The organism is Nostoc sp. TCL26-01, from assembly GCF_013393945.1.
Taxonomy (GTDB): domain Bacteria; phylum Cyanobacteriota; class Cyanobacteriia; order Cyanobacteriales; family Nostocaceae; genus Trichormus.
Genome location: NZ_CP040298.1, coordinates 192,592 through 215,845 on the forward strand (window position 1 = coordinate 192,592; position 23,254 = coordinate 215,845).

A 23,254-nucleotide genomic window follows, 5' to 3' on the forward strand; every position below is an offset into this window, starting at 1 on the left:
GAACGGGGCGGGAGCATCGTTGCGACTTGCGACTTGCGACTTGCGAATTGATATTACCTCCCCGTCCCCACAAACACCAAGTCGTTTTCTTTAACTGGTATCCAAGGAATCGGGCCAATGAAATACGGCGTACAAGTCTTTGCTGAAAATGGTGGGCGGATGCAGATACGGAAGAACAAACCAAAATCAGCCGTTCCCGTGGATTCATTTGCACCAATCATTGCCACTTTAAATGAAGGAGAGAACACCAGTCTACCTGTGGGTTCTCTACCCCCGTTAACTCCAGCTAGAAACCCATAACCACCTTTGACTTTTTGGGAAGAACCTGATGCCCAGCGTTTTCCGTACAAAGCTCCACGCTTACCACCTAAATCTCCCAATTCTAAGTAGGAGCATTCTTTCCTCGCTTCACAAGCTTTAAATTTGGTGCTGTCCCCCCTGACAACACTGCCGGAAATGTAATAAGCATCCCCTACCATCGGATCTCCTTTTTCCGATTTCCCGAATACAGTAGAAGCAATGCCCACTAAACTAGTCCCAGACTTAAGTGGATTTGGCATTTGACTAAAAGGTACTTTATTGAGTCCGGGAACTTGATTTATGTATGTGCGCTGCCATTGTTTAAACTGACGAATTGGTGTTTGTCTTAACCCTGGTATGGAATTGGTGGAATATTTATTTAAATCAATATCCCCTAAAGGACGTTCTCCAGCTTGGGGATTTGCGAGTAAACATTGGGAGATCGTCCCACTACGACATGAACTTGGTAGATAGTCACTCTCTCCCAATGCATCCAAAATCGGTTTGACTCTATTAACTTTCAGATTTCCTAATGATGGAATCGCCTTGACTAATGATGCTGTCGTCTGCCATTTGACAAACCCTACATCTTTCAATTTTGGCTCTTGAGCTTGATCTTGCCCCTCATCTTTAAACACTATTTTGGCTATATCATCTAATGTAAAATCTCCAAATCGGAATTCCTCATCTGCATCACCCAGCATGATCACAGAATCCGATTTTTGTCCCGCATTCCATGACCGCGACGGGTCATACCCAAATTTTGAGACATATCCTTTTGGAACTTTGAGATATCCTCCTTGCTGTACTGCTGGTAACATAGCCCAGGTAATTTTTGCCCAATCGGGGGCTTGACCTCGGCGGTTTCCTTGCTGGTAAGGTACTGTTGGTAAAATGCTTGCTGTATCTGCGTTCGCTGATGCGGAATTTAAAAGCAAACATCCACTAATAATTAAGGACAACCGCAAGATATGGATCATGGTTTTCTTCCCCACTCAATCAATTGGTCAAAAATTTGTGCAGAAATCCCCGACCTAGAAATAGCCTCTTGCTGGCTTTTACCTTGCCGCAACAACTTAATAGCATCTTGAACTTTCTTCCAAGTAGTAGAACCAGACTTAATCTGACCATTACGATGCGCTACAACTAGACCAGCAACAATAGCATTAGCGTTATTTCTTTGCACTGTTCCAGTTACAAGTGATGATTTAGCTGTAACCGTAATAGTCTCAGAAATAGCAGCCTCTGTAACAGCAATCTCAGGCTTAGTAGACTCAGGATTGATAGAAATTAATTTTTGCTGTGGAGTTGGCAAGGCTTGTGGGACTTCTCTCCTATTAGCTAATAATAAAGGTGCTGGTCTTTCTGATTCTGGTTTAATGACCAGACTTGTATAAGCTGGTTGTCCAGATGCCGGAATTAGCTTGAATTGATATTGCTTTTGTCCGTCAACACCAATTGTGAGAATAGTGATTTGAGTGCTGCCATCTCTACTTGATGTCATATTGGGAAAATTAATTGGCTGAATCTGCCTTAAAAATAAAACTGTTGCTCCTCCATGACAATCTTGACTTGCATCTTTGGGGCATAAATCCCCATTGGAAGTAAAGCTAATCCGACTTGGATCTCCAATCCAGACTTGCTTGATTATTTCACCTGTCGGAATTAAATTAATTGTCACGCCATATCCTTTCCAGACGCGCAATTCTACAGTTTTGGATTGCACACCTTGAGCATCTTGTGCATAAATCGTTCTGGTATTCGCTAAAACTACTTGACCAGAGTTTACAAGCATCAAAGATAAGGAAAATGCTAAACTACTCTTTAATTTAGGCAAGTATTGAACAAGACTAATCAAATTATTCATAAATTAATAGTTTGATTAACAAATATTTGCACCTGCTTTCCAGCTTCAATTACAAACACTTTATCGTCTGATTGAAATTGCTGATTCTGCCGTTGGTTATTTGTCTGAATCCCTCGGACTATTTCACCTAATGTTCCTTCAGTAAACCCAGCTAATAAATCTTTATTGTCATTGCTAATCGTGCTAGATGAAAAGCCATTAGAGGTAGTAATTTGACTATTAGGGCGATTCTGAATTTCAGATGCTTTAGCCACACCACTCAATACTGCTGAGAAGATTGTTCCTCCTAAGTCATTGCCTTGACGTGATTTAGCTTTTAAGAGCTTGCCATTTTTAGCTAATATCAAAACTGTTCCTTCAGGTATACTTTTTTCTTCGGTTTCACCATTATTATTGACTAGTGCTGATACAGCTTGTAATTGAATATATTCTGATTGACTAGCCCCCTTCATTTGCACCACAAGATAGGAATCTTTAGGTAATACCTCACTACCACTAGACGTTTTTAATGGTTTTGTTAATCTAATCAAATAACTTAAGGATTGATTTTCAGTATTATTACTCCAAACAATAGGGGTTTCTAACTTCCCTTCACTACGAGTGCCTACTAAAACACGCGCTTGACCATAATCAGGATTTTCAGTTTTTTTGGTTTGTTTATCTTTGGACGAGACAGCTAAAGATACGGGTTTTGGTTGTCCAAGTCCTCCCTCTATCCCTTCTGCACCCTCAACATTGGATGCTACTTGCGCTGTATTTGCACCAAAACTACCAACATTAGAAACAGCCAACCATTGTTGCATGGGGTCTACTGGTGCTTTAGCAGTTGTAATTGCCTTGGTTTGGTGTTGAACTGGTTGAGATTGAACTGGTCGCACAACTGAAGATGAAGGTGTATCAATTCGGCGATAAGTGCGTTGAACAGGACGTTGAGCAACTGTTTTTGGTTGTGGTGCAGGTGCAGATTTTCTTACTGGTACAGATTGAGATGTCGGGACTGCGGTTGGCGTTGGTATTGGTGTGGCTTCTTTTTCTGCTTTGAGAGCGCGGATTTTTTCCATTGCCATGCTTTGCCTCGTCAAAGCTAAGGCGGCTTTATCTGTCCCTGATTCGTCCTTGACTGTTTGTGCCACTTCTTCTGTTTTTTGTGGCGGTTCGATTTTCTTTGTAGTGGACAATTTTAGCGCGTTCATCGACCCACTAATTACACCACCTATTAGTGCTACGAAAAGCAGCGTTATTCCACTAATTACTGCAACTTTTATCAAGGGATTTTGGGAAGTTGGGCGAGTTGTGGTAACTTCTTCTGGTTCTGGAACTTCGGTTTCATTTACTGCTCCATTAGTCTCAAAAGCAATATTTACCCCATTCATGACGGCAAAGTCTTGCTTATATTCTGGGGAATCTTCTACTGTTAAATTATCTTGTACCTCTAATTCTAATTCGGTAAACTCGTCATCTTCTGACCTTAAATAATCTTCTATTTCTACTTGTGGATTTTCTATTTCTGTTGCCATCATTTTTCCCCTAGTTCAAAATCTTGAATTTTATAAATTTCTAATCCAGCCTTACGAGCTTGATATGCTATTTTTTGAATATCAGAATATTGTTTAGATAATTTGGGCGTATCTACGGCTTTGATGAAAATAGTTTTATTAAATGCTATGGGTTCACCAATAACATTGCCACCTTTAAAAATAATTAGTTCCGCAATCAAATCTACAGTCCATCCTCGACTTTCTTTTAGCTTTCTAGGTTCGCCCAGGAAGCTAACTTTGAGGATAGATTGCGTTGAACCCTGAAAAACATCTGCTGGTGTCAGCTTACCTATTTGCTCAAGAAATGGGGCGCGAAAATCTTCCGATAATGCAAATCCTGTCGCCCAAGTCTTTGTGGTGATTCTGCCCTGTCCTGCTTGTACGCCAGTGTCAAGTTTTAACTTCTCTAGTGGCGATTCAGCATCATTTTGAGGGACAGCATTCCAACTCAATAAGCCTGTCATTGTTTGTCCTACAAAATATGTAATAGCTTCTGGTGATCTCTCATCACTACTTATCGGATATACTCTAATTGATTCTCCATCACTTAGCTCTACTAATGTTGGGGCTTTTGAGTTAGCAATTTTTACTAACCCCAAAAAGTTTACTAACTCTATTAATAGTAAGAACGTTAATATAACGACGTTTCCTATTAAAAAAATAGGCGTGAGATTTAATTCTTTTTTTTCTAATAGCTTCATCTTCTTGCCAATAAAGATATAGAGAAATTCAGTCCATTTGTGAAAGCTGTGAACACCGACATCCCTCCACCTGTCCCTATTGCTACCGCTAGAATGGGTGAAAAGATGGCTTGGAGTAACTGGGTCAATAAAAGATTAGTTGAAGGCTGGCTCGCTATTGAACCAGCAACTATTCCCACAATGACTGAATATGAAATCAGTACCAAGGTTAATCCCAACCATCCAGAGAACCAAGCATAAATAGGTTTAGCACTAACAGGTAATAATGACAAAACTAAAAATATAGGTGCTACATAAACTACCAACAAAAAAGACAGTTGCACAATATATTGAAATCCGGCTGCTAATCCACTCAAAATAATAAATACAATACCTTGCACAGCATCATTAACTAACTCTCCCGTGATATCAATAGGATTCCATTTCAAATTCACAGTACTTCCACCTAATCCTCTGCTTTTTTTAGTTGCTTGTGCCTCTTCCTGAGCCTTCTTTATTTCTTTATTAATACATTGTTGACGTGGTTTTGTTGTCTTTCCTTCAGTATCAGTTTTTGATATTTCTAATTTGTCGCATGAGGCGATAGCCGTTTGCAATGCTATTAAAAAACTTTGCTCTGTATTTACACTGCGTATAGCATCTCTGAAGCTGATTCCATTCCTGGTAATTGACAAAATACTACTATTTATTTTAACTGTCACATTCCTTAATGCTAATGATGTATTAGCTAACATCGCTCCATTATTAGAAAGCATGAGAATTACTAGAAGTGGAAAAACCATTTCACTCATCACATTAGCTGAAAAACCCTCATCACTAATTTGTCTATACCAGCCTAATGACCAAAAGCTCACTAGTACTATCGCCATTAACATTGATACTGATACAACCGCTATATAAACTGGGCTTTGACCTGTTGCTAAATCCTGCCAGTCCTGCTTAAATGCATTCACCATCAACTCTGAGCCGTTCTCAGCACCTTTAACAATTTCACTAGAAAATGTTTGTCCCAATATGAAATACATAAACAACTCGCTTCGTTATATTTAAATTTATTGATTTTTCCAAAAGGCATCTAATACCGCCCCAGCACGTAATATTTCTCTGGAGGTAGCTGATGATTCTGCCTGCCTTTTTTTCTCCTCTATGCTCATTTGATTATTAATATCAGCCAGATTCATGTTTGACGTTGCTAGAAGTTGTGTTTGTCTTTGGGATTCGCCATGAGTAGCTCTTACAAGCATGGCTGTTTGTACATTCTGAATAGCCATTTTTTTGAGAATATCTTGCGTCACAACATCAGCTTGAGCCGCATCAGCTTGTTCTAATGAGTCGCTGACAGCAGTATTAGTAATCTGTACTTCTTCAGCTTGATTTTTTTGTCCTTCTCTTCCTAAAACTGCTTGAGATTGTGCGCGAGTGTATGCTTGATGTACATCTATTTCGGCATTCTCTCCTTGAACTTCTGGAGGAGTATCAATTAAATTTGTATCTTCTTGCTCCGAAACAGCATCGTTAACACCATCACCAGTTTTATATGGGTCTTTCTGCCCTTCTTTGATTGCTTTATCTATGGCTTTTCCTATTTCAGTGTTGAGACTTCCCCATTTGATACCGAACTTTTTAAAATCCAGATCAACGTATTTTTTTGCTGTGGTTAAATATTCTTGTCCTTTGATATATAAGTCCAGTGTTTTTTCTAAGAAAGTCTTTTTGGGCTTTTTGGCTGGATTCGCTACATCTGAATCAGCTTCTACTTCAATAGTATCAACCACAACAGCACTTGAATCTGATACTTCAGCTGGCGCTGGAATACTATTCCAGAAAAGTTGGGAAGCCAAAATTGTCACGATAATCGTTCGGTTGAAAAGTTTCATAGATATTCTCCAGAGGTACTGTAAATGGTGTTTTTGAACAATAAGAAGAAACTACAGCTTTTTTTTTTGCTATATCTATAGATACACCCTTTACCGCTAATGGCTGTGGTGGATAATCCCCAACGGAGGAAAGAGACTTGAAAAACGAACTATCATAATTAGACACATTAGGAGGAATTAAGTAATCTGGCTTTCTTTTAATCAGTAAATAAATTTCATCTTTTTTAAATTCAGTATTATTTCCTGGTTGTTTTAAAGCTGGATTTGCTACATTGTTATACCTCAACATTGTCAGGCTACGACTGCCTTTAATATGAACTTCTCCAGTCAATAAATCATGTTGACAGTCTTCTTCTCTCTTCGCTATTAGTTTTTCATATTCAAGTTTGTTATGTTGCCAAACTTGAAAACTCCCTATTGATATAACCCCCGCTAATATCGCTAATAAGATTTTGTTTTGAATGATTGTGGATAAAGTTTTCATAGTGGCTTACCCTGCTTAATGCAATCGACGTAATACTTAGAAAATTCTGCTACCCATTCAAACTTATTTTTGTAACGTTCTTTAAACAGATCGCGTGTCGCTTGTTCTTCCCTGCTATTGGCAACTAAAGCCAGCAAGGGATAGGACGGATAATAGCGACATCTGGTGTATTTGTTGTTGTAATCCAACAGCCACAATGTATATAATTGTTGAATATTGGGAGTGAAGCTTTCGTTGTTATCAATGATTTCTCTCTTAATGCCCAGCAAATCAGAAAAACTACCAGATGCTCCTGGAACAATTCGCCCAATCAGCCTCAGAGGCATATTTTGTAATATTTGCTCTCCGGCTTCTGATTTGGCAATAGAGATTACATCCTGGGCTGCAAGGATAATCCGACATCCAGATTTCCGCGCAGTCGCGCATTTCCGTCCCACCAGCCGGGATAATGCCGGGAAACGTAGGAGTACGCTGGCTTCATCCATGAAAAACACGCTGTTGGGCGAAGATAAGGACTGCCGGGAAGCTGCGATGTAAGCCGACATCCCAAATACCTCAGCATCTTTACCTGATTGCAGGTTGGTTAACGCAAAGGTGATCAGCTTGCTGTCAGTTTCAAAAGTTGAAGGTTTACAAATTGCGTCCCCTATAGAACTAGCTTGCCAATATTGAAGCCGTAAGCGAATATAATTCAGCGCTTTATCGACATTCTCATCCTCATACCCCAAATCAATGCAGTCTGCCGAGAAAAACTGCTCCAGATCAACTAGAGTCGGGGTGTTCGCCCAAGCTGCTGAACCTAACCCTTCTGTTTTGGCCGACTCAAAACGGCGTTGAATTTCTGGATGATCGTAAAATGCCTTTGTCCCTAACGGAATTAACGATTCAATTGTTTGAGCGAGAAAACCGTCAAACTGTTGTGAACCTAAAACCAACTGCAAGACGATGAGATTTACATCATTACGATGGGCTTTTACTCTATCTTCTCTTTGCTCTAATGGGGTTTTTGATAAATCTAGTGGCTGGACAAGATTGTTCGATTGTTTGGAAATGTCAAAGTAAAAACCGTTGTAGTAAGGGGTAAAATCGCCAAACGTGCCTGAGCCATCGTCATTTGGCAAGTCAATCATCAAAACTGACATATCCAATGCCAAACAATCGGCAATAATTGATGACACTAGAACTGATTTTCCACTTCCCGTTGTCCCAATCACCATCATGTTTTTGGTTCTGGACAAATCAATCTTGACTGGTGAGTGTCCCTCATCGGAGATTAACTCAAATCCCTGGGTGTCAGCAGAGGCTGTCTGCACCGCCGGAGTCAAGCCAATCACTTCACTGGCAAAAAATGATGTTCTCCTGTTATATGGACTTGTTAGTTGTGGTCTTTGCCTCAACAGCAAAGTTTCTAACCAAATCAGCCATGTATATTGCATCTCACGGCTTAATTCCGCAGGTTGGTTCACATAACCTGAAATCAACCTGCAAGCATCGTCTATTTCTTCTGGACTGTCTCTATAAACCAAGATAATCAGTGCGACGTTTTCTGGCACATCACCCGTGTATAGTTGCTTTTGGGCATTCACAGACCACTCAGTGTTAATCTGTGATGCTACGTCGATAGTTTTTCGACTGGCACTGATCTGGGCATTGCGAGATCGCCTTGTAATCAACTGCTGAGTTAACCGCACTATTTTCTGGTCGGCTGGGCTAATCTCTGTAATTATCTCGATATCATAAATAATCTCCCTGGCGAATATATTCCACAGAAATCGCACTTGCGCCGTTGTCGAGACAAACGCCTCTGGTTTTTGTGTGAGCGTTAACACTCCCACATATTTCTGACCATTTTTTGGCGTGGAGAGACATACCCATTTGCGATCTGCAAAGGGAATGCCATTATTTAACAGCACAGATGTTATGTGAGCCGCATCTATATATTGCCCTGGTGATGGCAAAGACTCATGGAATTCTTCTGTCAGCTTTCCATCACTAAAAACTAAAGTATGAGGGACTTTTACTGGTTTTGCTCCTACTTGTAATGATAATCCCTGCCACAATTCCTTTTCAGATTTCGGGGAGGGATTTAAACCCATTGACGACAAGATTTGTTGATGTCTGAGTGATACATTTATCGCTTTCTCCAGAACTTGCATCAAGCTTTTCCTTGTCAGTTCTGTCGCTCCTGTCGGCGTAAATCTTCTTTGGAGAAAATTCGATAAGTTGACTATTGCCCGATCTACTGCATCTCCCGCTTCTGTTCCCCCTGGTTTTACGGTGAATGTTGCGTAAACGTTCAGGGCAATATTTTTTCGCTTTTTCTGTCTTGTTAGTTGTTGGAGCCGAGATACACACCCCCAATCTAAAAACTCACTTTCATCATTTACTGGATTACTTAAACGATGGCGAAAATTTTCTATTACCTCCTCTTCATTGCAAAACGAACTCCAGCGAAATGTATAGCGTTCCCCTTGAGCGAATTCTTTACAACCATTCTCGAATGCTTGGGCGATCGCTTCTACTTGTTCATCTGAATTAAATAATGGGTGAATGCCCCTACAGCTATAACCAAATACTAGCTGCAAAGTATTGTTAGTATCGCCTATCTGCTTTTTACTTAGCAAATAAGCCCCTATTGTATATCCTCCTTTCTTCAATCTCACTAAGGTAGTCAGGTCTAGCAAGTCTTCAAAAGGATTTAATTTTTGGCTTTTAGTTTTACCTTTTTTTAATGCCATAACCTAACTTTTTTGTCTCGGCTTTTCTCTTCTCTATCGGGGAAGTATACTTTATATACCCTCGTGTCCAAAATGGCACATTAGGAAAAATTCTCGACCAAAATAAATATGGTCTTTTTCCCGATAAAATTATGGCTGTCACAGCGAACCAAATGCCAACTAGAATGCTCCATATCATTCCCACACCTAGTGGGAATGCTAAGAAAAATCCTAATCCAAATGACAACATAGAAATCGCAAATTGGAATCCCGTAAAAATTCCAATTTGGGCATTCTTTCCTAATGATTGATTAACTGGCTTAATTTCTTTCTGTCTCATTTAACAAGCTGCTGTCACATTCGCAAACAGAATATTTTGCGCGATAAACAGCACCAAGGTGATGAAAAATATCCCAATCGGTTGTTGCACCATCTGGGTTACTTCTTGTCCTTCCCCTAGAGCATTCGCTACTTTCACCCCAGAAGCTACAAAATACACAAATAGCATTACGGTTATTGCCGCATTTATTACTCCAGGAAGCGCGCTTATTGCGGCATTGGCAGTCCCCGCAGATGCACCACCAAACATACAGGTCAGCGCTACCTGTGCTGGGTCAAACAATCCGAATGCGTGGGCTGGCATTGTTTGTAATACCATAATCAATGCTGTGCCAACTGCATAAATATGATGCTGGTATTTCCGGACTAATCTACCTAAAGCTTTTGCCAAAATTTGAGTATTAGATGCCAAGTTAATTCCTCCTTTTATCTATTGCTTTTTTAGAACCAAAATTTAACAAAACAGAATACATACGTCAGTCGCCAGAATGGGCTAAACGCCCTGCTACCGCGAACGCTTAGAGCGAGTCATCGTTCGCTTTTAGCGTGTCGTAGAGAGCGTCATTTTGAATTGACTTTCTTTTTGATGCTCTTTTTTTAAATTCGTCCTCTATCTCAGCTAAAGTATGTTCTCTGGCCAGCGAACGAATTTCTTGAAGTACCGGGATATGGTATTCGCGTAATTTCGCATAACCATTTATTCCCCCCGTTTTTGGATGGGTGAATCTCAAGAAATCAGGCTCATATTTGCGAGCAATATTGATGTATTCATGTAGTTGCCTTGCTGTAACTGGTGGAATCATTCTAGAAGCAACTTGCGGTCTTGTTAATTCTTCTTTATACGGACAGGAAAAACCTCCCGCTTTCATTTGTTCCGCGAATCTCTTAGAATTTACAAATATAAAAATACCCGCTTTTAACTAGGCGGGCAAGTCTCAAATGCAACTACAAACGAAAAATTTTTTCAACTAATTTCTTAGGTGTTTTGCAAGCCTACACTGTACTGTACTCAGTCAGTATAGGTAGTTGACAGACAAGAATTTAGCTTCTTACCTTGACTTGACCATTTCTCATCTAAAAGACTGCACGCTATGTGAACAACGTTTTGAGGGTTTCGCTTAAACTTTCCTTTCATTCCCCAGCAGCGAACAGTATAGTCACTTTCGTATCCGAGGACAGATGCAAGTTGTTGATAGCTTAATTCCCACTTTTTCTTAAACTCTATTGGGTGCATAGTATTTATTTAGATACTTGCATGATTATTCTCTATTTATAACATAAATTATTTAGTAATTGTCGCTATTTTACATTTTTAAATACTTAAAAATATGAGATTTGTTTATCTTAATTTTCTTATAAATTTTATTAGTTTTTATTAGCTTAATTCTCTTATTTTATCAGGAACAGGGAATAGAGAAAACTATTCCCTGTTCCCTGTTCCCTCTTTAATTCGCCAGCTTTAATTCTTCGCGCCCTTTCGAGTTCACCATCTTCATCAAGTGCTGATTGAGATAGCTTTGAGCCGAGAGGTAGAGACTATCCCAAATCTCTGGATTGCGACAGATTTTGCTTCCTACTGTATTTCCTGCCAATTTCTCCGACACCAAGTATTTCTTGTAATAGTTAGTCCACAAATGTTGCAGGAAATTTTCAGCAAACTCCTCAAACGGTATTATCCAGTTGTACTCTTCATCCAAAAACACCCGATAGGATGCAATAATTGGCAGCGCAATATCCGCCGGCGCACTAAACCCAAACGAATATCTACTGTCAGGTAGAAGCGTATTTTTGCGTGTATCTATTGATGCTAAGTCGTTCACTCCCTTTCTTCTGGGGTTCGTGATATGCTCTTGTATAATTTGAAATAGGCGTTGCTCTAACCACAAAGCTTTGGGCAGTAGCGGTAATAGCTTAGTCAATCTTTCTGTTTCCGCCTCACTCAAGCTGGGTGTGTTGCTCACCGGAGGGTGCTTGGCTCTCTTGTTAGCTTCGGGATTGTATCTGTTTCTGTCCAGGCAGTTTATTAATTTGATTAGATGATTGACATTACACTGCGGATTTTTGGGAGTGCCACTTTGGTTTTGATAGTAGGCGATGCGGAATTTTGTTTCTTGTTCGCGCTCTAGTTTCACTAAAAATTGCTTGATGAAGTTATAGTCACCTCTAGCATTTACTTTGGAGCGAGAATCTACCGGGGCTGTTGTATTTGAAGCCAATGCTATATCTTTGGCTTCATCTTCCGTTAGTCCAATGTGGATTGTTACTTTGACCCTCGCTTTTGTCAGGTCATAATTGTAAATTCTCGCTTGCTCAAAAGCTAAAACTGTATGCCCTCCATTAATAATGCCGTCGCTACCACCTTCACAAGCTTCTAGTACCTCTAGTTCTAGTTCAGTTTTGTTTTTGCTAGGCTTCACCTTGTTTGCACATAGAACTATCCCGCTATGTCGCTCAAAGAATTTTTCGGGTTGAGTCGTCACTGAGTCAAATATTTGTCTGTATGTCGCACTTTTCTTGTTTGGTTCTCTAATGTTTGGTTCTAAAGGTAAGTCTGTTGGAAAAGTATCTACATGGGCAGTTGCAATCATGCAGTGAGCATTGGCACTGACATAGTTGTCTATTTTCAACCGATAAATTTTTGGCATATTTTATTCTTCAACAGCATACACAATTATAATGAATCATCTAGACTGACCTGTACTCAATCTGTGTAGGCGAATGGCGTTTTCATACTGCCAAAACTTCCTTCAAAACATCACACCCATACCTGGCGCAAGTGATCAAGGTTTCAGAAACCTCTTCATTTAGTCTATATGTGACTTACACCATTACACGTAGTATCAGTTGAGTGTAAAGTTGAACTACAGGACATTCGAGAAAGCGGAAAACGCACTGAAATCAGAGCCTTTGATTTTTGGTTTTCACCCGCTGATACAATTCTTCCATTGTTTCAATAAAAGAAGCATCATTATGCCAAAAATCAGGAAAATCTCCTTGTTTCTTAATCAAAATTGCTGACACACTACTGACAGTCGGCACCTCGATAGTTTGTGGCAATCGCTTTGTACCTAACCAAAACTCCCTAACATTTGGCATTTGGCTAAGAGATTGCTTTTCTATCTTCGTATACAGCGAACTAGAAAGTTCTAAAGGCATTTCCTTAGCATTCAGTTCCTCCGACAAAGCTTTTCCTAAAGGAGAATCAGCTAATTTGGCTTGAAGTTCTGCTTTCGATAATCCCCGCAGTTCAAATAACAACCAGGGGTTATTATCTAATTGAGAAGCCACTAAATAGTAAACTCCAGCAATGTGCTTACAAGGATTAGCATAATCTGGACAAGAGCATTTAGTTTTAAAATCCTTACTACTATGGGGCAATAAATGCAATCCTAAAGTAGAGAAAGTATCTTCAATATTTTCTGGGACTTCATTTAGTATTAGTCGAGAAATGGTACTAGCTTTAGAAGAAAGCTTTTGGATAGCTTCATTCCAACGTGTTTTAGCAATAGGTGTAATCTCAATTTCTATATTATAAGTTGGTTCTTTGTAGACTCCAAAATAGGGATTAACCGAACCTCTGACTTTCGCAGTAATTTTATTTAAGTCAATCTCAAAACTTTTAACTTTACCTCCACTAGCATAAGAACGTCCTCTTTTAAGTCGGTTATCATCTGTAAAAGCTTCTAGTGCTTGAATAAAGCGATCGCCCCACCAAGTTCGACTAAATTTAGCCATAATATCTACTCCAAAATTGCACTCTTATTCAATGAAATTAACTGTTTAAAAGCTTCATTATTTAATTCTGTGAGCCAAGATTCATCACTACCAACAACAGCATTAGAGAGTTTTTTCTTATCTTCAATCATTTGGTCAATTCTCTCTTCTAGAGTCCCAATGGCAACAAATTTATGCACAAAGACATTCTTTTTCTGTCCAATACGGAAAGCACGGTCAGTTGCTTGGTCTTCAACTGCTGGGTTCCACCAACGGTCAAAGTGAAAAACATGATTGGCTTTCGTCAGGGTGATACCTACACCCCCTGCTTTCAAGGAAAGGATAAAAACTGATGGTTCTGTATTAGGGTCTTGAAATTCGGTAATCATTTGTTCCCGACGTGGGCGACTGGTACCACCATGCAAGTAGTAAGTATTGCAATGCAGACTATGTTTGAGATGTTTTTCAATTTTTTCACCCACTTCCGTAAATTGACTAAAAATAAGTAAACTTTCTCCTTCAGAAACTGCCTCCTCAACCATCTCTGCTAAACGACTGAGTTTGTGAGATCTCAGGGGTGAAAATTCACTGCCATCTTGCAAAAACTGTGCTGGATGATTACAAATCTGCTTCAATTTCATCAGGGTGGAAAGAATCAATCCTTTGCGTTGAATTCCCTCTACTGCTTCTAATTGTTTTTCTACATCCTTGACAACCACTTCATAAAGCGATGCTTGTTCTTGAGTCAGGTTGGTGTAGAGTTTTTGTTCAACTTTATCTGGCAAGTCATTGATAATAGATTGGTCAGTTTTTAACCTTCGCAAAATTAGAGGTTCTACCAGTTTTTTCAAGGTAGCTGATTTTACGCGGTCATTGTCTTTTTGAATTGGAGTCTCGAAGATTTTACGAAACTGGGCTTCTTTGCCCAAGTAACCAGGATTGAGAAAGTTAAAAATTGACCACAAATCCAGTAAGCGGTTTTCTACAGGAGTACCAGTCAATGCCAGTCGGTGTTTAGCTCTTAGTTTGAGAATAGCTTTAGTTTGGGCAGCTTTGGGATTTTTAATATTTTGTGCCTCATCCAGTACTAAACGTTGCCACTCAATACTGCTCAATAGCTTTTCATCTTTGCGAACTAGAGTAAATGAGCTAATGACTACATCGTTTTGTTGACAAGCAGCTTGAAAATCAGCCAGATTTTGCAGGCGATCGCTACCATGATGCACTATGGTTTTTAAATGAGGCGCAAATTTGGCAATTTCCTTCTGCCAGTTGCCAACAACAGAAGTAGGGGCAATTAATAGTGTGGGTAAGGGAGATAAGGAAGTAATTTCTTCCCCTGCTCCAAGAGCTTCGTACAACTCCTTCTCCTGCACTAATCGGGCAATCACCTGCACGGATTTACCTAAACCCATATCGTCTGCCAAACAGCCATTTAATCCCAAATGTTCCAGATATTGTAGCCAGGAAACACCACGCTTTTGATATTCTCGGAGCGTACCTTGCAGATTTAGCTGTTCAGAAATCGGCTCTAAGCGACTTTTATCTTGCAGGTTCGCTATCATCTCTGACAAAGCTTTGTCATGTTCAATTTCCCAGTCTTCTCCAGCTTCGGCACTGCGCTGCAGAAACTCCAGCAAGTTCATCTGGGGTTGTTCCTCGCCGTGGGACTGCCAGAATTCGAGTAGTTGCTGCATTTTATCCCGGTCTAATTCCATCCATTGACCGCGAAAATGAACCAGAGGAGTTTTAGCATTAATCAGTTGTTCCCACTCCTGTGGTGTGACAGCTTGCTCTCCAATTGCTAACTCATACTGATATTCCACCAGTGAATCTAAGCCGAAATAGCTTTTTGTTTCTCCTTTAGTTGCAGCAAGTTTGCGACCCGATGCTTTGAGGCGAATTTTGGCGCGACGACGACCTGCGGGAGTATACCAAGTAGGTACAATTACTTTGAATCCTGAATCTTCTAACACCCAAGCACTTTCTTGAAGGAAGTCAAATGCTTCTTCTAAGGTAAGTTGCATTGCGATTGGACTCGCTGTTTCCAACCCTTGCCACAGTTTGGGATACATCCGGGCTGCATACCCCAAATTCAGCAGTAAATTTGTTTCAAAATCTTTGCCAAAATCTTTATGTACACCAGTTTTGGTTTTTTGATTCATTGTCCAGTAGTCTGCTAACGCCAACTTCAAGGATGGGTCTTGTTTACTAGCTACTAGAAATTGAATTTGCCAATTGTCTATTTGTTCGTCAGAAGGAGAGTGTAACTGGAAGCACAGATGAAAAGGTGAATCAGCTTGAGTGCGGGTAATTTTGGTTTTCCACACCAACCATTGCCGATATTCTGACAGGGCAGTATTTATTGTTAGTGGGTTATGCTGACGAGGATAAAAGCAAGATTCAATGAGAGAATCAGCAATTTGTTTGTCAAAAGCGGCTGTAGATGGAGTGTGAGTCACTAAATCGTCAAGTACAAATTCCGAAAAGTGACGCAATAGTGTTTCTTTGTCAAAAAACTCAATCTGATTGCTAGTTGTTGCTGCACCTGCCACACAAATCAGTGGCATATATTCAATATATTTAGCAATATTTTGTTCATATTGCTCAGAAATAATTGCCCAGGTGGCATAAATTTCAAATGCTGCTTGCTCAGTCTGTTTTTTGCCTTTTTTCTTGGGATTTTCGCTTGCTAACTGCCGATATTTTAGTGCAGGAATAAATTGGTCTTTGAGGATTATTTGTTTAAAACTTTGAGTGTAATGATACCAAAAGAATAAATCTGAACCAATTTGAAACTTCTCGGCATTATGTATTGCTAAAAAATGGATATCTTTGAGGAGCTTGATAATATTAAGTGTTGTTTCATTCTTGACAGTTACCACTGTTTCATAACAATCTACTTGCCAATATTGAAATTCTTCGTAGCTGTCGGTCAACTCAATCTCTAAGTACTTGATTAATTCTGGTGAAGGTAGAGGTTGATTATTCGCAGTTGGTAAAGCAAAGTATTTTGCAGATACGCGCTGGCTTAATTGGGAAGATGGTTCTTTGATTCCCAATTCTTGGACTAAAAAGTTGATTAACTCGTCTTTTGCTAGATGTCCCGGATGAATTTGTTGACTATTGGTGTGAGTTTTTGGGAATACAGGAGTTTCTACCCACAAGTAAAAAGACCCTGACTGAATAAAGTCAGTTTCCTCGTTTGCTATCCAGGTGCCATGAAGTATTCTCATGCTTCCAATACTGCGTTAGCATCATCATAGTCTACATTAGCTAAATTATCAGATCCAAAGACCCGCGATCGCTTATGCAAGTTATATTTGATCTGCCTGATGATGTTGTTTCTCAGCTATACCCCCTGGAGGACAAGCTGCCACAAATATTAGAGTTGGGGTTACGAGAACTTAATGCCATCACCCAGAGCGAATTTTCAGGTGTAGCTGAAGTTCTGGAATTTCTAGCCAACCTCCCCACTCCCGAAGCCATTATTGCCCTACGTCCCTCACTCGCTCTACAAGCTCAGATATCTGCCCTGCTTGAGAAAAATCGGACGGTGGGTTTGACTCCTACCGAAGAGCAGCTATGGCAAAGCTATCAATACCTGGAGCATGTTGTGAGAATGGCAAAAGCCAGAGCATTCGTCAAACTCCAAGAAATTGACGGGGAATGAGTACAACCTATATCCCTGTAGCTCTGCGAAAACAAGTTTATAACCGGGGAAAAGGCTGCTGTGAGTATTGCCTGATTCCTGATATCACCACCTTTGTTTCTCACGAAATTGACCACATTATTGCTGAAAAACATGGTGGCTTGACTCAATCCGAAAACTTAGCCCTTTCCTGCACTTTATGCAACAAGCGTAAGGGAAGTGATCTTGCATCCATTGATCCAGAAACTGGGAAGATTGTGCCACTGTATCATCCTCGCCAAGACTTATGGCATGAGCATTTTCAACTCAAAGATGCTGAAATTTTACCTTTAACAGCCCAAGGTCGCGTCACAGTTAGCCTATTGCAATTGAATCGTCCTGACAGAGTTGAGGAACGTCTACTTTTTCTACAGGCTGGAATCTTCAAACCATCAGGAACACAACAAGCATAGAAAGCTTGATTTGGTGCTAGGAGCGATAGCTTCTCTACGTTCGCTGCACGAAAGTTAAGCTCCACTAATGCGTTTCCTAATCTGCGTTGCCAGCAGAAACCAGTGCTAGCGGTCAACTTATGGTTTCAATTGTTGGTTCGCGGACTAATTGAAAAATTTTCAACGTAGTTATAGGATTTCTAGCTCCTTATCGAAGTCACAAAGTCAATAGCAGAGGGGGAAGAAATATTAATCGTAGATTATATCGGATAAAAGATAAGGGTTCCTTATTTTGTCTTGGATATGGTATTATTGGTCATTGAAGTCGCAAGTCGAAGGTCGCAAGTCGCAAGTAAGAATAAACAGAAGTAAAAAGGGTAAAAGCAGTGGGTGTAAATGTAGACAGAAGCATTAGTATCACTGACAGAAGTAAAGCGTTTGCGATTAGAATTATCAAAGCTTGTAGCTTTCTTGATGAAAAACCGGGTGTTTGCCGTACCCTTTCTCAGCAACTGTTACGTTCTGGTACAAGTATTGGTGCTAATGTACACGAGTCTCGTTCTGCTCAGTCTGATCGAGATTTTTTGAGATTTTTTGCACAAAATGGAAATAGCTCTTAAGGAAGGACGCGAAACTGAGTACTGGTTAGAAATTTTAATTGAATCTGAAATTGTAGAGAAATCTAAATTTTCTCCGTTACTTCAGGAAGCTAAGGAGATAGTGAGGATACTCATAGCCTCTACTCGCAAAATTAAAGATAAATTGACTGGCAATAAATTTCGTAGCAGGAAGATAGTGGTTGCAAGAGATAAACATTCTTAATTGCGACTTGCGACTTGCGACTTACGACTTCTTTAATAAATGTGGGTTGAAAGAAAGAATCGTGGTAAATAATAATTTAGTTTCTACGAAAATATATTCAAATCTGAATTATCGGTCACAAGCATCTGATACAAATATTGAAGCGGATATATATATGTTCTTTCGCCTGCGGCAACTTTCGCTGACCCAACGCTTAGAAATGTTCATGACTCATGAGCGTGGAATCAAGAAACTTTGCCTGACCGGAATTAAATTTCGGCATCGTGGAGCATCTGTGGAGAAAATTCGTCATGAGTTTATCCGTGCTTTGCTAGCAGAGAAATTTAGGGGTGATTTTCAGCCTCAAGGAAATGATGAAAAAATGTGGATTCAGGATTCTATAACCCTAGCAGCAGAGCTACACCAAATTTTTGAGTCTACTAATATTCCTTACTATGTCAGTGGTGGTGTTGCCGCTTCTTTACACGGAGAGCCACGTTCGACTCGTGATTTAGATTTGGTGATTGAAGTACAACCACAGAAAATCAATTTATTGGTGGCAACACTTGAAAGTGCGGGGTACTATTGTCCAGCAGGTGCAGTTGAGGGGTTGAAGCAAGGAAGTGAACGAATGCTAAATATTACCCATACTGAAACTATTGCTAATGCCGACTTATATCTAAGTGATGTTTCGCCGTTTTCAGTTTCCCAGATGGCGCGTCGCCAATTAATAGACTTAGAAGGAATACCTAAATTTTGGGTGGCTTCGGCAGAAGATACCATTTTACAGAAGTTGTGTTGGGGGAAGGGGAGTCAATCTGAAAAGCAGTGGCGCGATGTGCTGGGAATACTGAAGTTGCAGGCAGAAACTCTGGACTACACATACTTGACACAATGGGCAGAAAGTTTGGATTTGATTGATGATTTCTCTCAAGCATTAACCCAAGCGGGTCTATAATTATTCACTTTCTTTCTTAGGAAAATGCCATCTCCTGATAGTTTAGAAAAAGATTCCTTACCACCAATTAAACTCATACCACTCGAAAATGATCCGGCGGCATCTGACAAGAGTGCTACAAAACTCAGTAGCAGATCCAAAAAGATAACAGCACCCATTGATATTCGGCTTGTCAAAGTACTGGAGTTTTTACGCAGTACCAATCTTGCGCCGAACAGTCGCAAAATGTATGAACGCGAACTCAAGCGATTTTTGGCATGGACGCAACTGCACTATCATGAGTTACGCCCACGTCACCTGGGGTTATACAAGGAATATCTGCGCGATGAAGTAAAAACTGATTCAGGAAAACCCCTATCAAAAAGCAGTATCAATGCTGGGGTTGCTGCGCTCAAAAGCTTCTTTAAATGGATGTGCTACACGTATCCAGACATCATTGCTACTAACCCCACACTGGGGATAAAGCTAGAAAAAGTACCATTGCCACCAGCCCAAAGTCTAACTGACGAACAGATGGAGCGAGTTTGGTCAGCATTAGAATTGCTGGGCGAAACAAGGCAACGGGATACAGCGCTCGTCCACATTCTCAGTCATGGACTCCGCGCTGGGGAAATTATACAGTTAAATGTCGGCTCTTTTGATGGCAAGCTGCTGTTTTTACCTGATACCAAAACTAATGAACCGCGCTTAGTGCCATTGCGTAAAGAAAGCCGCGACGTGTTACAAGAGTATTTGCGATCGCGCTCTTGTCAGGGTGAAGAACTAAATAGCCTCACACCGTTGATGATTTCGTATCATGCTTCATATAAAGGTGAAAGGCTAAGTTATCACGGAATTTACTTTGCTGTGGAAAAAATCGGTGAATTAGCTGGGATTGTTGATTTGCATCCCCACCAATTTCGGCATACTTACGCCACTGATTTACTACTACTGGGTGTTGACCCCAGCCATGCGCGGAAATTGACGGGACATCAAAGTGAGAAGGCATTTCGACGGTATACATTGCGTAGTGAACAAGAAGCGGCGATCGCTGCTTACTACCGTGCTATTGGTGAGGAAGAAGCGGAGTAGGCTATGCCCAAACCATTAGACCCCAAGTGTCAGTTATGCTCTAAGTTACCAACTTCTAAAGCAAAAGTTCTGCATGGTACTGATGGGGATGGATGCTGGAATCCCAAAGTTTGCCACAATCGCCGTTCGTTCTACCGCCGCCGAAGTGAGAATAACTCAGCAGAAATTGATGCTATTGCAGTCGAACCACCAGCGACGTATTTTGCTGTGCTGTATTTATATAAAGAACCAGGGGATAAGCCATTACACGCCTTGGGTGCAGAACTCTGGCTGGGACAAAAGCCTGTTTGTCGGTTAGAGCCAATTCACTGCTTTGGGCTAACTGCTGGCAAGATTCGCACTTATACAGATCAAGTGTTACAGGCTTTTGCTCAACAATATGGTGTTTCCCTCCACCAATATAAGGATATGTTTGAGATTAGTCCAACTCACTGTCCAGCGCGTCCCTGCCCATTGCATCCTGAATCATGACTACATATCATCAGTTAACAATCTGGGATATCTTGGATGAGATGTCAGAAGCTCCAGTCACATCTTCACTTTCTCCGGTGTGGGAATGTTTGGATACTGAGCTAAAAAGTTTATCTGTGGAAGCACAATTGTCAACTGCCGCCGCCGCCTTTTATCAAATTGCAGATATTCTCAACTCTCGTGCTGAGTTATTGTTGTCAGATGTCCGCGCTCAGAACGATGTTGAAGGGCCAGTGATCAGCACTCTCTTATTTGCTGGGTTAGTGCGGACGACAATGCAGCTAGATTTGGATGATCTCATAGAAGAACCAGCACAGCAAACTTTTAGACCACATTGGCCACATCAGTTTTCTCATGCTGCCGAAAGTCATAATTCAGTTGCCGTGCCTGTTGAGAAAGAGAATGTCTTGGCAATGTTGGAGATTCAGACTGTAGAAGATGTGCATCGGTTGGCTGGTGATGAAGATGTGCAGAAATGGCAGAGTGCGATCGCTCACTATCTTGCACAAGTCAAAGATGAAATTACGCTCACTAAACTACAATCTAGATTGCGTATGCCAATGGTAGAGGTATGGTTGGGATTGTTGCTGGGTGGTTTTACATTGGAGCAGAGAGGCGATTTTTATAATAGCCAAGATATTTGGGTGATTGCCAACACAGATCAACTAGTTATGAAATAGTTTTCTGGCTGGAACCAAGCTGGTAAAAATCAATTAAATCATAAGTCGGAAGTCTTTTCTGGCATAGGAATTTTAGCAACAGTAAAATTACTGCTTACTATAAAATTTTCGTTACTGTAATATCTAAAAAATCTGACATTACTGGTTATCTTACCGAAGAATAAAATTTATAAAAAAGTAAGATATTGCAATCTTTTGACACTTTTTATGAATTGCCAAAAAGATGTAAAGCATTCTCCGGCAATGTTTTCATACTTTTAATAAACTTCGGCGGGTTTAAGTCCCCGGCTTCTAACAAGCCGCAAGTTTTGTGGCGGGGTCTAAATCTCCGTTACAAAACTGTACTTGCGACTTGTGACTTGCGACTTGCGACTTGTTTAACTGATTAAATACATAAACTTCGCACACAATACATGAAAAACTCAATCTAGACTGCGGTGATTACTGAAAAGTCTATCTAACCAGTTTTCAGCATAAACGCGCTGGCAACTAACCGTATAAAAAGTGTACAAAAGTACAAGCCAGACTACTCAAGTATGTTCAGTAGTAGATTGTCTCCAGAAAACCAAGTGCTAGAGAACACAACTACAAACAAATTAACTCATAAAATTATCAGGAAAGTGTCATGAGCCAAAGCTTAATCACGCAAGAGTTGGGAATTATCATTGCCGCTAAAAATCATAAACCAACAATACTTAATCCAGATTTTCTTAAATACAGTGGCATAGTTCCCAGCGAATGGGAAATGGCTCGTCAACCAGTATATACCCAGAGTGTATCTCAAGTTGCTTTCACAAACGGTGTCGCCATCATAGCTGAACCTACACGAGTTATATTTATAGAGGCAATAGAAAGTAAAACAGCAGCAGAAATAGCAGTTGCAGACATCGCTAAAAAATATGTTCAAACCTTACCTAATGTAGAGTATGAGGCAGTAGGTATTAATCCCAGGGGCTACATTGCTTTTGCAGAACAACTTGATGCAGCCCGCCTGTTCCTATCAGAAACCCTATTATCTCCAGGAGCATGGCAAGAAGTGGGCAATGCACCTGTCAGAGCTTCACTCAACTTAGTTTACAATTTAGAGCGTAGCCCCCTTTACCTCAGCATCAATGAAGCAGGATTACGGAACCCAGATGAAACGAACACTCCCATCGTTTTATTTAGTGGTAGCTTTAGCTATGAAGTAAAAAGTGAAAATCCCTCAGAACGACAAAATAACGTATATCAAATTTTAGATAACTGGCAAGCCGACTTAGAAGCCTATCAAGAAATTATTACCAGTAAATTTATTGGTAAAACTCATGAAGAAAAGGTAGTAATTCCTAATGTATTTGCCATGAGTACTGCTGTCTAAATATAGTCACTGGTACTCAAAACTCAATCATTAATAAACTGCGGATTTAGCTATTAGCGAAAAGCTAATAGCTAATGTCATTGCCACATATTTTTGTAGAGCGCCAAGACAAAGAAATGAGAAACCAGGGGCTAGAATAGCCCTATGGTCGAGCTATGTTGAAATATTAAACCCTAGAAAAGTTTAATATTGCCCAAAATCTTTCTACAAAATTACTTCATTCAGAGCTTCTGCTAGCTCTTAAACAACTAATATTTTCCTAATTAACTACTTTTTAAAATTTATTAGAGGTCTAT

Annotated in this window: 23 protein-coding genes; 9 read left to right on the top strand and 14 right to left on the bottom strand. The window is 40.2% G+C overall.

All coding sequences use genetic code 11. The annotated features are described in order from the left end of the window. Positions 1-53: 53 nt before the first annotated feature. The 14 genes from FD725_RS30145 to FD725_RS30210 form a co-directional block, all read right to left on the bottom strand. Positions 54-1,280: a hypothetical protein gene (locus FD725_RS30145; protein WP_256872004.1), complete on the bottom strand. Its 1,227-nt coding sequence runs from the start codon at positions 1,278-1,280 to the stop codon at positions 54-56. Continuing rightward, positions 1,277-2,167, bottom strand: coding sequence for a hypothetical protein (locus FD725_RS30150; protein WP_179051873.1), 891 nt, complete (start codon positions 2,165-2,167; stop codon positions 1,277-1,279). Before FD725_RS30150 ends, FD725_RS30145 begins: the two co-directional genes overlap by 4 nt. Then, a complete protein-coding gene (locus FD725_RS30155) occupies positions 2,164-3,687 on the bottom strand; it encodes a hypothetical protein (RefSeq protein WP_179051874.1) in 1,524 nt (507 codons plus the stop codon). Before FD725_RS30155 ends, FD725_RS30150 begins: the two co-directional genes overlap by 4 nt. Next, the gene (locus tag FD725_RS30160; RefSeq protein ID WP_179051875.1) at positions 3,684-4,406 is read right to left on the bottom strand and encodes a hypothetical protein; all 723 of its coding nucleotides are present in this window, start codon (positions 4,404-4,406) and stop codon (positions 3,684-3,686) included. Before FD725_RS30160 ends, FD725_RS30155 begins: the two co-directional genes overlap by 4 nt. Then, a complete protein-coding gene (locus FD725_RS30165; protein ID WP_256872005.1) occupies positions 4,403-5,431 on the bottom strand; it encodes a hypothetical protein in 1,029 nt (342 codons plus the stop codon). The genes FD725_RS30160 and FD725_RS30165 overlap by 4 nt, the downstream gene beginning before the upstream one ends. 27 nt (positions 5,432-5,458) lie before the next feature. Beyond that, positions 5,459-6,283 (bottom strand): hypothetical protein, encoded by an 825-nt coding sequence (locus FD725_RS30170; protein WP_179051876.1) that lies wholly within the window; start codon positions 6,281-6,283, stop codon positions 5,459-5,461. Beyond that, positions 6,222-6,767: a hypothetical protein gene (locus tag FD725_RS30175; protein ID WP_179051877.1), complete on the bottom strand. Its 546-nt coding sequence runs from the start codon at positions 6,765-6,767 to the stop codon at positions 6,222-6,224. The genes FD725_RS30170 and FD725_RS30175 overlap by 62 nt, the downstream gene beginning before the upstream one ends. Further along, entirely contained in the window at positions 6,764-9,505 is a 2,742-nt protein-coding gene (locus FD725_RS30180; protein ID WP_179051878.1) for a helicase HerA domain-containing protein, read from the bottom strand. Before FD725_RS30180 ends, FD725_RS30175 begins: the two co-directional genes overlap by 4 nt. Next, a complete protein-coding gene (locus tag FD725_RS30185) occupies positions 9,486-9,824 on the bottom strand; it encodes a hypothetical protein (RefSeq protein WP_179051879.1) in 339 nt (112 codons plus the stop codon). The genes FD725_RS30180 and FD725_RS30185 overlap by 20 nt, the downstream gene beginning before the upstream one ends. Beyond that, a complete protein-coding gene (locus FD725_RS30190; RefSeq protein ID WP_256872006.1) occupies positions 9,825-10,235 on the bottom strand; it encodes a hypothetical protein in 411 nt (136 codons plus the stop codon). Positions 10,236-10,341: 106 nt separating this feature from the next. Further along, positions 10,342-10,692: a hypothetical protein gene (locus FD725_RS30195; protein ID WP_179051880.1), complete on the bottom strand. Its 351-nt coding sequence runs from the start codon at positions 10,690-10,692 to the stop codon at positions 10,342-10,344. 576 nt (positions 10,693-11,268) lie between these two features. Continuing rightward, entirely contained in the window at positions 11,269-12,468 is a 1,200-nt protein-coding gene (locus FD725_RS30200) for an AIPR family protein (protein ID WP_179051881.1), read from the bottom strand. A 253-nt stretch (positions 12,469-12,721) separates the two neighbouring features. Beyond that, the gene (locus tag FD725_RS30205; RefSeq protein ID WP_179051882.1) at positions 12,722-13,558 is read right to left on the bottom strand and encodes an SWIM zinc finger family protein; all 837 of its coding nucleotides are present in this window, start codon (positions 13,556-13,558) and stop codon (positions 12,722-12,724) included. Positions 13,559-13,563: 5 nt separating this feature from the next. Further along, positions 13,564-16,773 (bottom strand): DEAD/DEAH box helicase, encoded by a 3,210-nt coding sequence (locus FD725_RS30210; RefSeq protein ID WP_179051883.1) that lies wholly within the window; start codon positions 16,771-16,773, stop codon positions 13,564-13,566. A 74-nt stretch (positions 16,774-16,847) separates the two neighbouring features. Between FD725_RS30210 and FD725_RS30215 the strand changes: the two genes are divergently transcribed. The 9 genes from FD725_RS30215 to FD725_RS30250 all read left to right on the top strand — a co-directional run bounded on the left by FD725_RS30215 (position 16,848) and on the right by FD725_RS30250 (position 22,958). Continuing rightward, entirely contained in the window at positions 16,848-17,210 is a 363-nt protein-coding gene (locus tag FD725_RS30215; RefSeq protein WP_179051884.1) for a hypothetical protein, read from the top strand. Continuing rightward, a complete protein-coding gene (locus FD725_RS30220; protein ID WP_179051885.1) occupies positions 17,207-17,641 on the top strand; it encodes an HNH endonuclease in 435 nt (144 codons plus the stop codon). Before FD725_RS30215 ends, FD725_RS30220 begins: the two co-directional genes overlap by 4 nt. Positions 17,642-18,006: 365 nt before the next feature. Then, positions 18,007-18,240 carry a four helix bundle protein gene (locus tag FD725_RS33230; protein ID WP_372726749.1) on the top strand — a complete coding sequence of 78 codons (234 nt, stop codon included), beginning with the start codon at positions 18,007-18,009 and terminating at the stop codon, positions 18,238-18,240. Beyond that, a complete protein-coding gene (locus tag FD725_RS33235) occupies positions 18,224-18,442 on the top strand; it encodes a four helix bundle protein (RefSeq protein ID WP_372726750.1) in 219 nt (72 codons plus the stop codon). Before FD725_RS33230 ends, FD725_RS33235 begins: the two co-directional genes overlap by 17 nt. A gap of 61 nt (positions 18,443-18,503) precedes the next feature. Then, positions 18,504-19,379, top strand: a complete 876-nt coding sequence (locus FD725_RS30230) for a hypothetical protein (RefSeq protein ID WP_256872007.1) — start codon at positions 18,504-18,506, stop codon at positions 19,377-19,379. Positions 19,380-19,403: 24 nt separating this feature from the next. Continuing rightward, entirely contained in the window at positions 19,404-20,450 is a 1,047-nt protein-coding gene (locus FD725_RS30235) for a site-specific integrase (protein ID WP_179051886.1), read from the top strand. Between the two features lie 3 nt (positions 20,451-20,453). Then, a complete protein-coding gene (locus tag FD725_RS30240) occupies positions 20,454-20,921 on the top strand; it encodes a hypothetical protein (protein WP_179051887.1) in 468 nt (155 codons plus the stop codon). After that, positions 20,918-21,601, top strand: a complete 684-nt coding sequence (locus FD725_RS30245; RefSeq protein ID WP_179051888.1) for a hypothetical protein — start codon at positions 20,918-20,920, stop codon at positions 21,599-21,601. Before FD725_RS30240 ends, FD725_RS30245 begins: the two co-directional genes overlap by 4 nt. A 625-nt stretch (positions 21,602-22,226) precedes the next feature. Next, on the top strand, positions 22,227-22,958 hold the full coding sequence (locus FD725_RS30250; RefSeq protein ID WP_179051889.1) for a hypothetical protein: 732 nt from the start codon (positions 22,227-22,229) through the stop codon (positions 22,956-22,958). Positions 22,959-23,254 lie beyond the last annotated feature (296 nt).

Bases quoted from the DNA above. Each gene is read 5' to 3' on its own strand.
- FD725_RS30145 (WP_256872004.1), bottom strand. From the start codon at position 1,280: ATGATCCATATCTTGCGGTTGTCCTTAATTATTAGTGGATGTTTGCTT.
- FD725_RS30150 (WP_179051873.1), bottom strand. From the start codon at position 2,167: ATGAATAATTTGATTAGTCTTGTTCAATACTTGCCTAAATTAAAGAGT.
- FD725_RS30155 (WP_179051874.1), bottom strand. From the start codon at position 3,687: ATGATGGCAACAGAAATAGAAAATCCACAAGTAGAAATAGAAGATTAT.
- FD725_RS30160 (WP_179051875.1), bottom strand. From the start codon at position 4,406: ATGAAGCTATTAGAAAAAAAAGAATTAAATCTCACGCCTATTTTTTTA.
- FD725_RS30165 (WP_256872005.1), bottom strand. From the start codon at position 5,431: ATGTATTTCATATTGGGACAAACATTTTCTAGTGAAATTGTTAAAGGT.
- FD725_RS30170 (WP_179051876.1), bottom strand. From the start codon at position 6,283: ATGAAACTTTTCAACCGAACGATTATCGTGACAATTTTGGCTTCCCAA.
- FD725_RS30175 (WP_179051877.1), bottom strand. From the start codon at position 6,767: ATGAAAACTTTATCCACAATCATTCAAAACAAAATCTTATTAGCGATA.
- FD725_RS30180 (WP_179051878.1), bottom strand. From the start codon at position 9,505: ATGGCATTAAAAAAAGGTAAAACTAAAAGCCAAAAATTAAATCCTTTT.
- FD725_RS30185 (WP_179051879.1), bottom strand. From the start codon at position 9,824: ATGAGACAGAAAGAAATTAAGCCAGTTAATCAATCATTAGGAAAGAAT.
- FD725_RS30195 (WP_179051880.1), bottom strand. From the start codon at position 10,692: ATGAAAGCGGGAGGTTTTTCCTGTCCGTATAAAGAAGAATTAACAAGA.
- FD725_RS30200 (WP_179051881.1), bottom strand. From the start codon at position 12,468: ATGCCAAAAATTTATCGGTTGAAAATAGACAACTATGTCAGTGCCAAT.
- FD725_RS30205 (WP_179051882.1), bottom strand. From the start codon at position 13,558: ATGGCTAAATTTAGTCGAACTTGGTGGGGCGATCGCTTTATTCAAGCA.
- FD725_RS30210 (WP_179051883.1), bottom strand. From the start codon at position 16,773: ATGAGAATACTTCATGGCACCTGGATAGCAAACGAGGAAACTGACTTT.
- FD725_RS30215 (WP_179051884.1), top strand. From the start codon at position 16,848: ATGCAAGTTATATTTGATCTGCCTGATGATGTTGTTTCTCAGCTATAC.
- FD725_RS30220 (WP_179051885.1), top strand. From the start codon at position 17,207: ATGAGTACAACCTATATCCCTGTAGCTCTGCGAAAACAAGTTTATAAC.
- FD725_RS33235 (WP_372726750.1), top strand. From the start codon at position 18,224: ATGGAAATAGCTCTTAAGGAAGGACGCGAAACTGAGTACTGGTTAGAA.
- FD725_RS30235 (WP_179051886.1), top strand. From the start codon at position 19,404: ATGCCATCTCCTGATAGTTTAGAAAAAGATTCCTTACCACCAATTAAA.
- FD725_RS30240 (WP_179051887.1), top strand. From the start codon at position 20,454: ATGCCCAAACCATTAGACCCCAAGTGTCAGTTATGCTCTAAGTTACCA.
- FD725_RS30245 (WP_179051888.1), top strand. From the start codon at position 20,918: ATGACTACATATCATCAGTTAACAATCTGGGATATCTTGGATGAGATG.
- FD725_RS30250 (WP_179051889.1), top strand. From the start codon at position 22,227: ATGAGCCAAAGCTTAATCACGCAAGAGTTGGGAATTATCATTGCCGCT.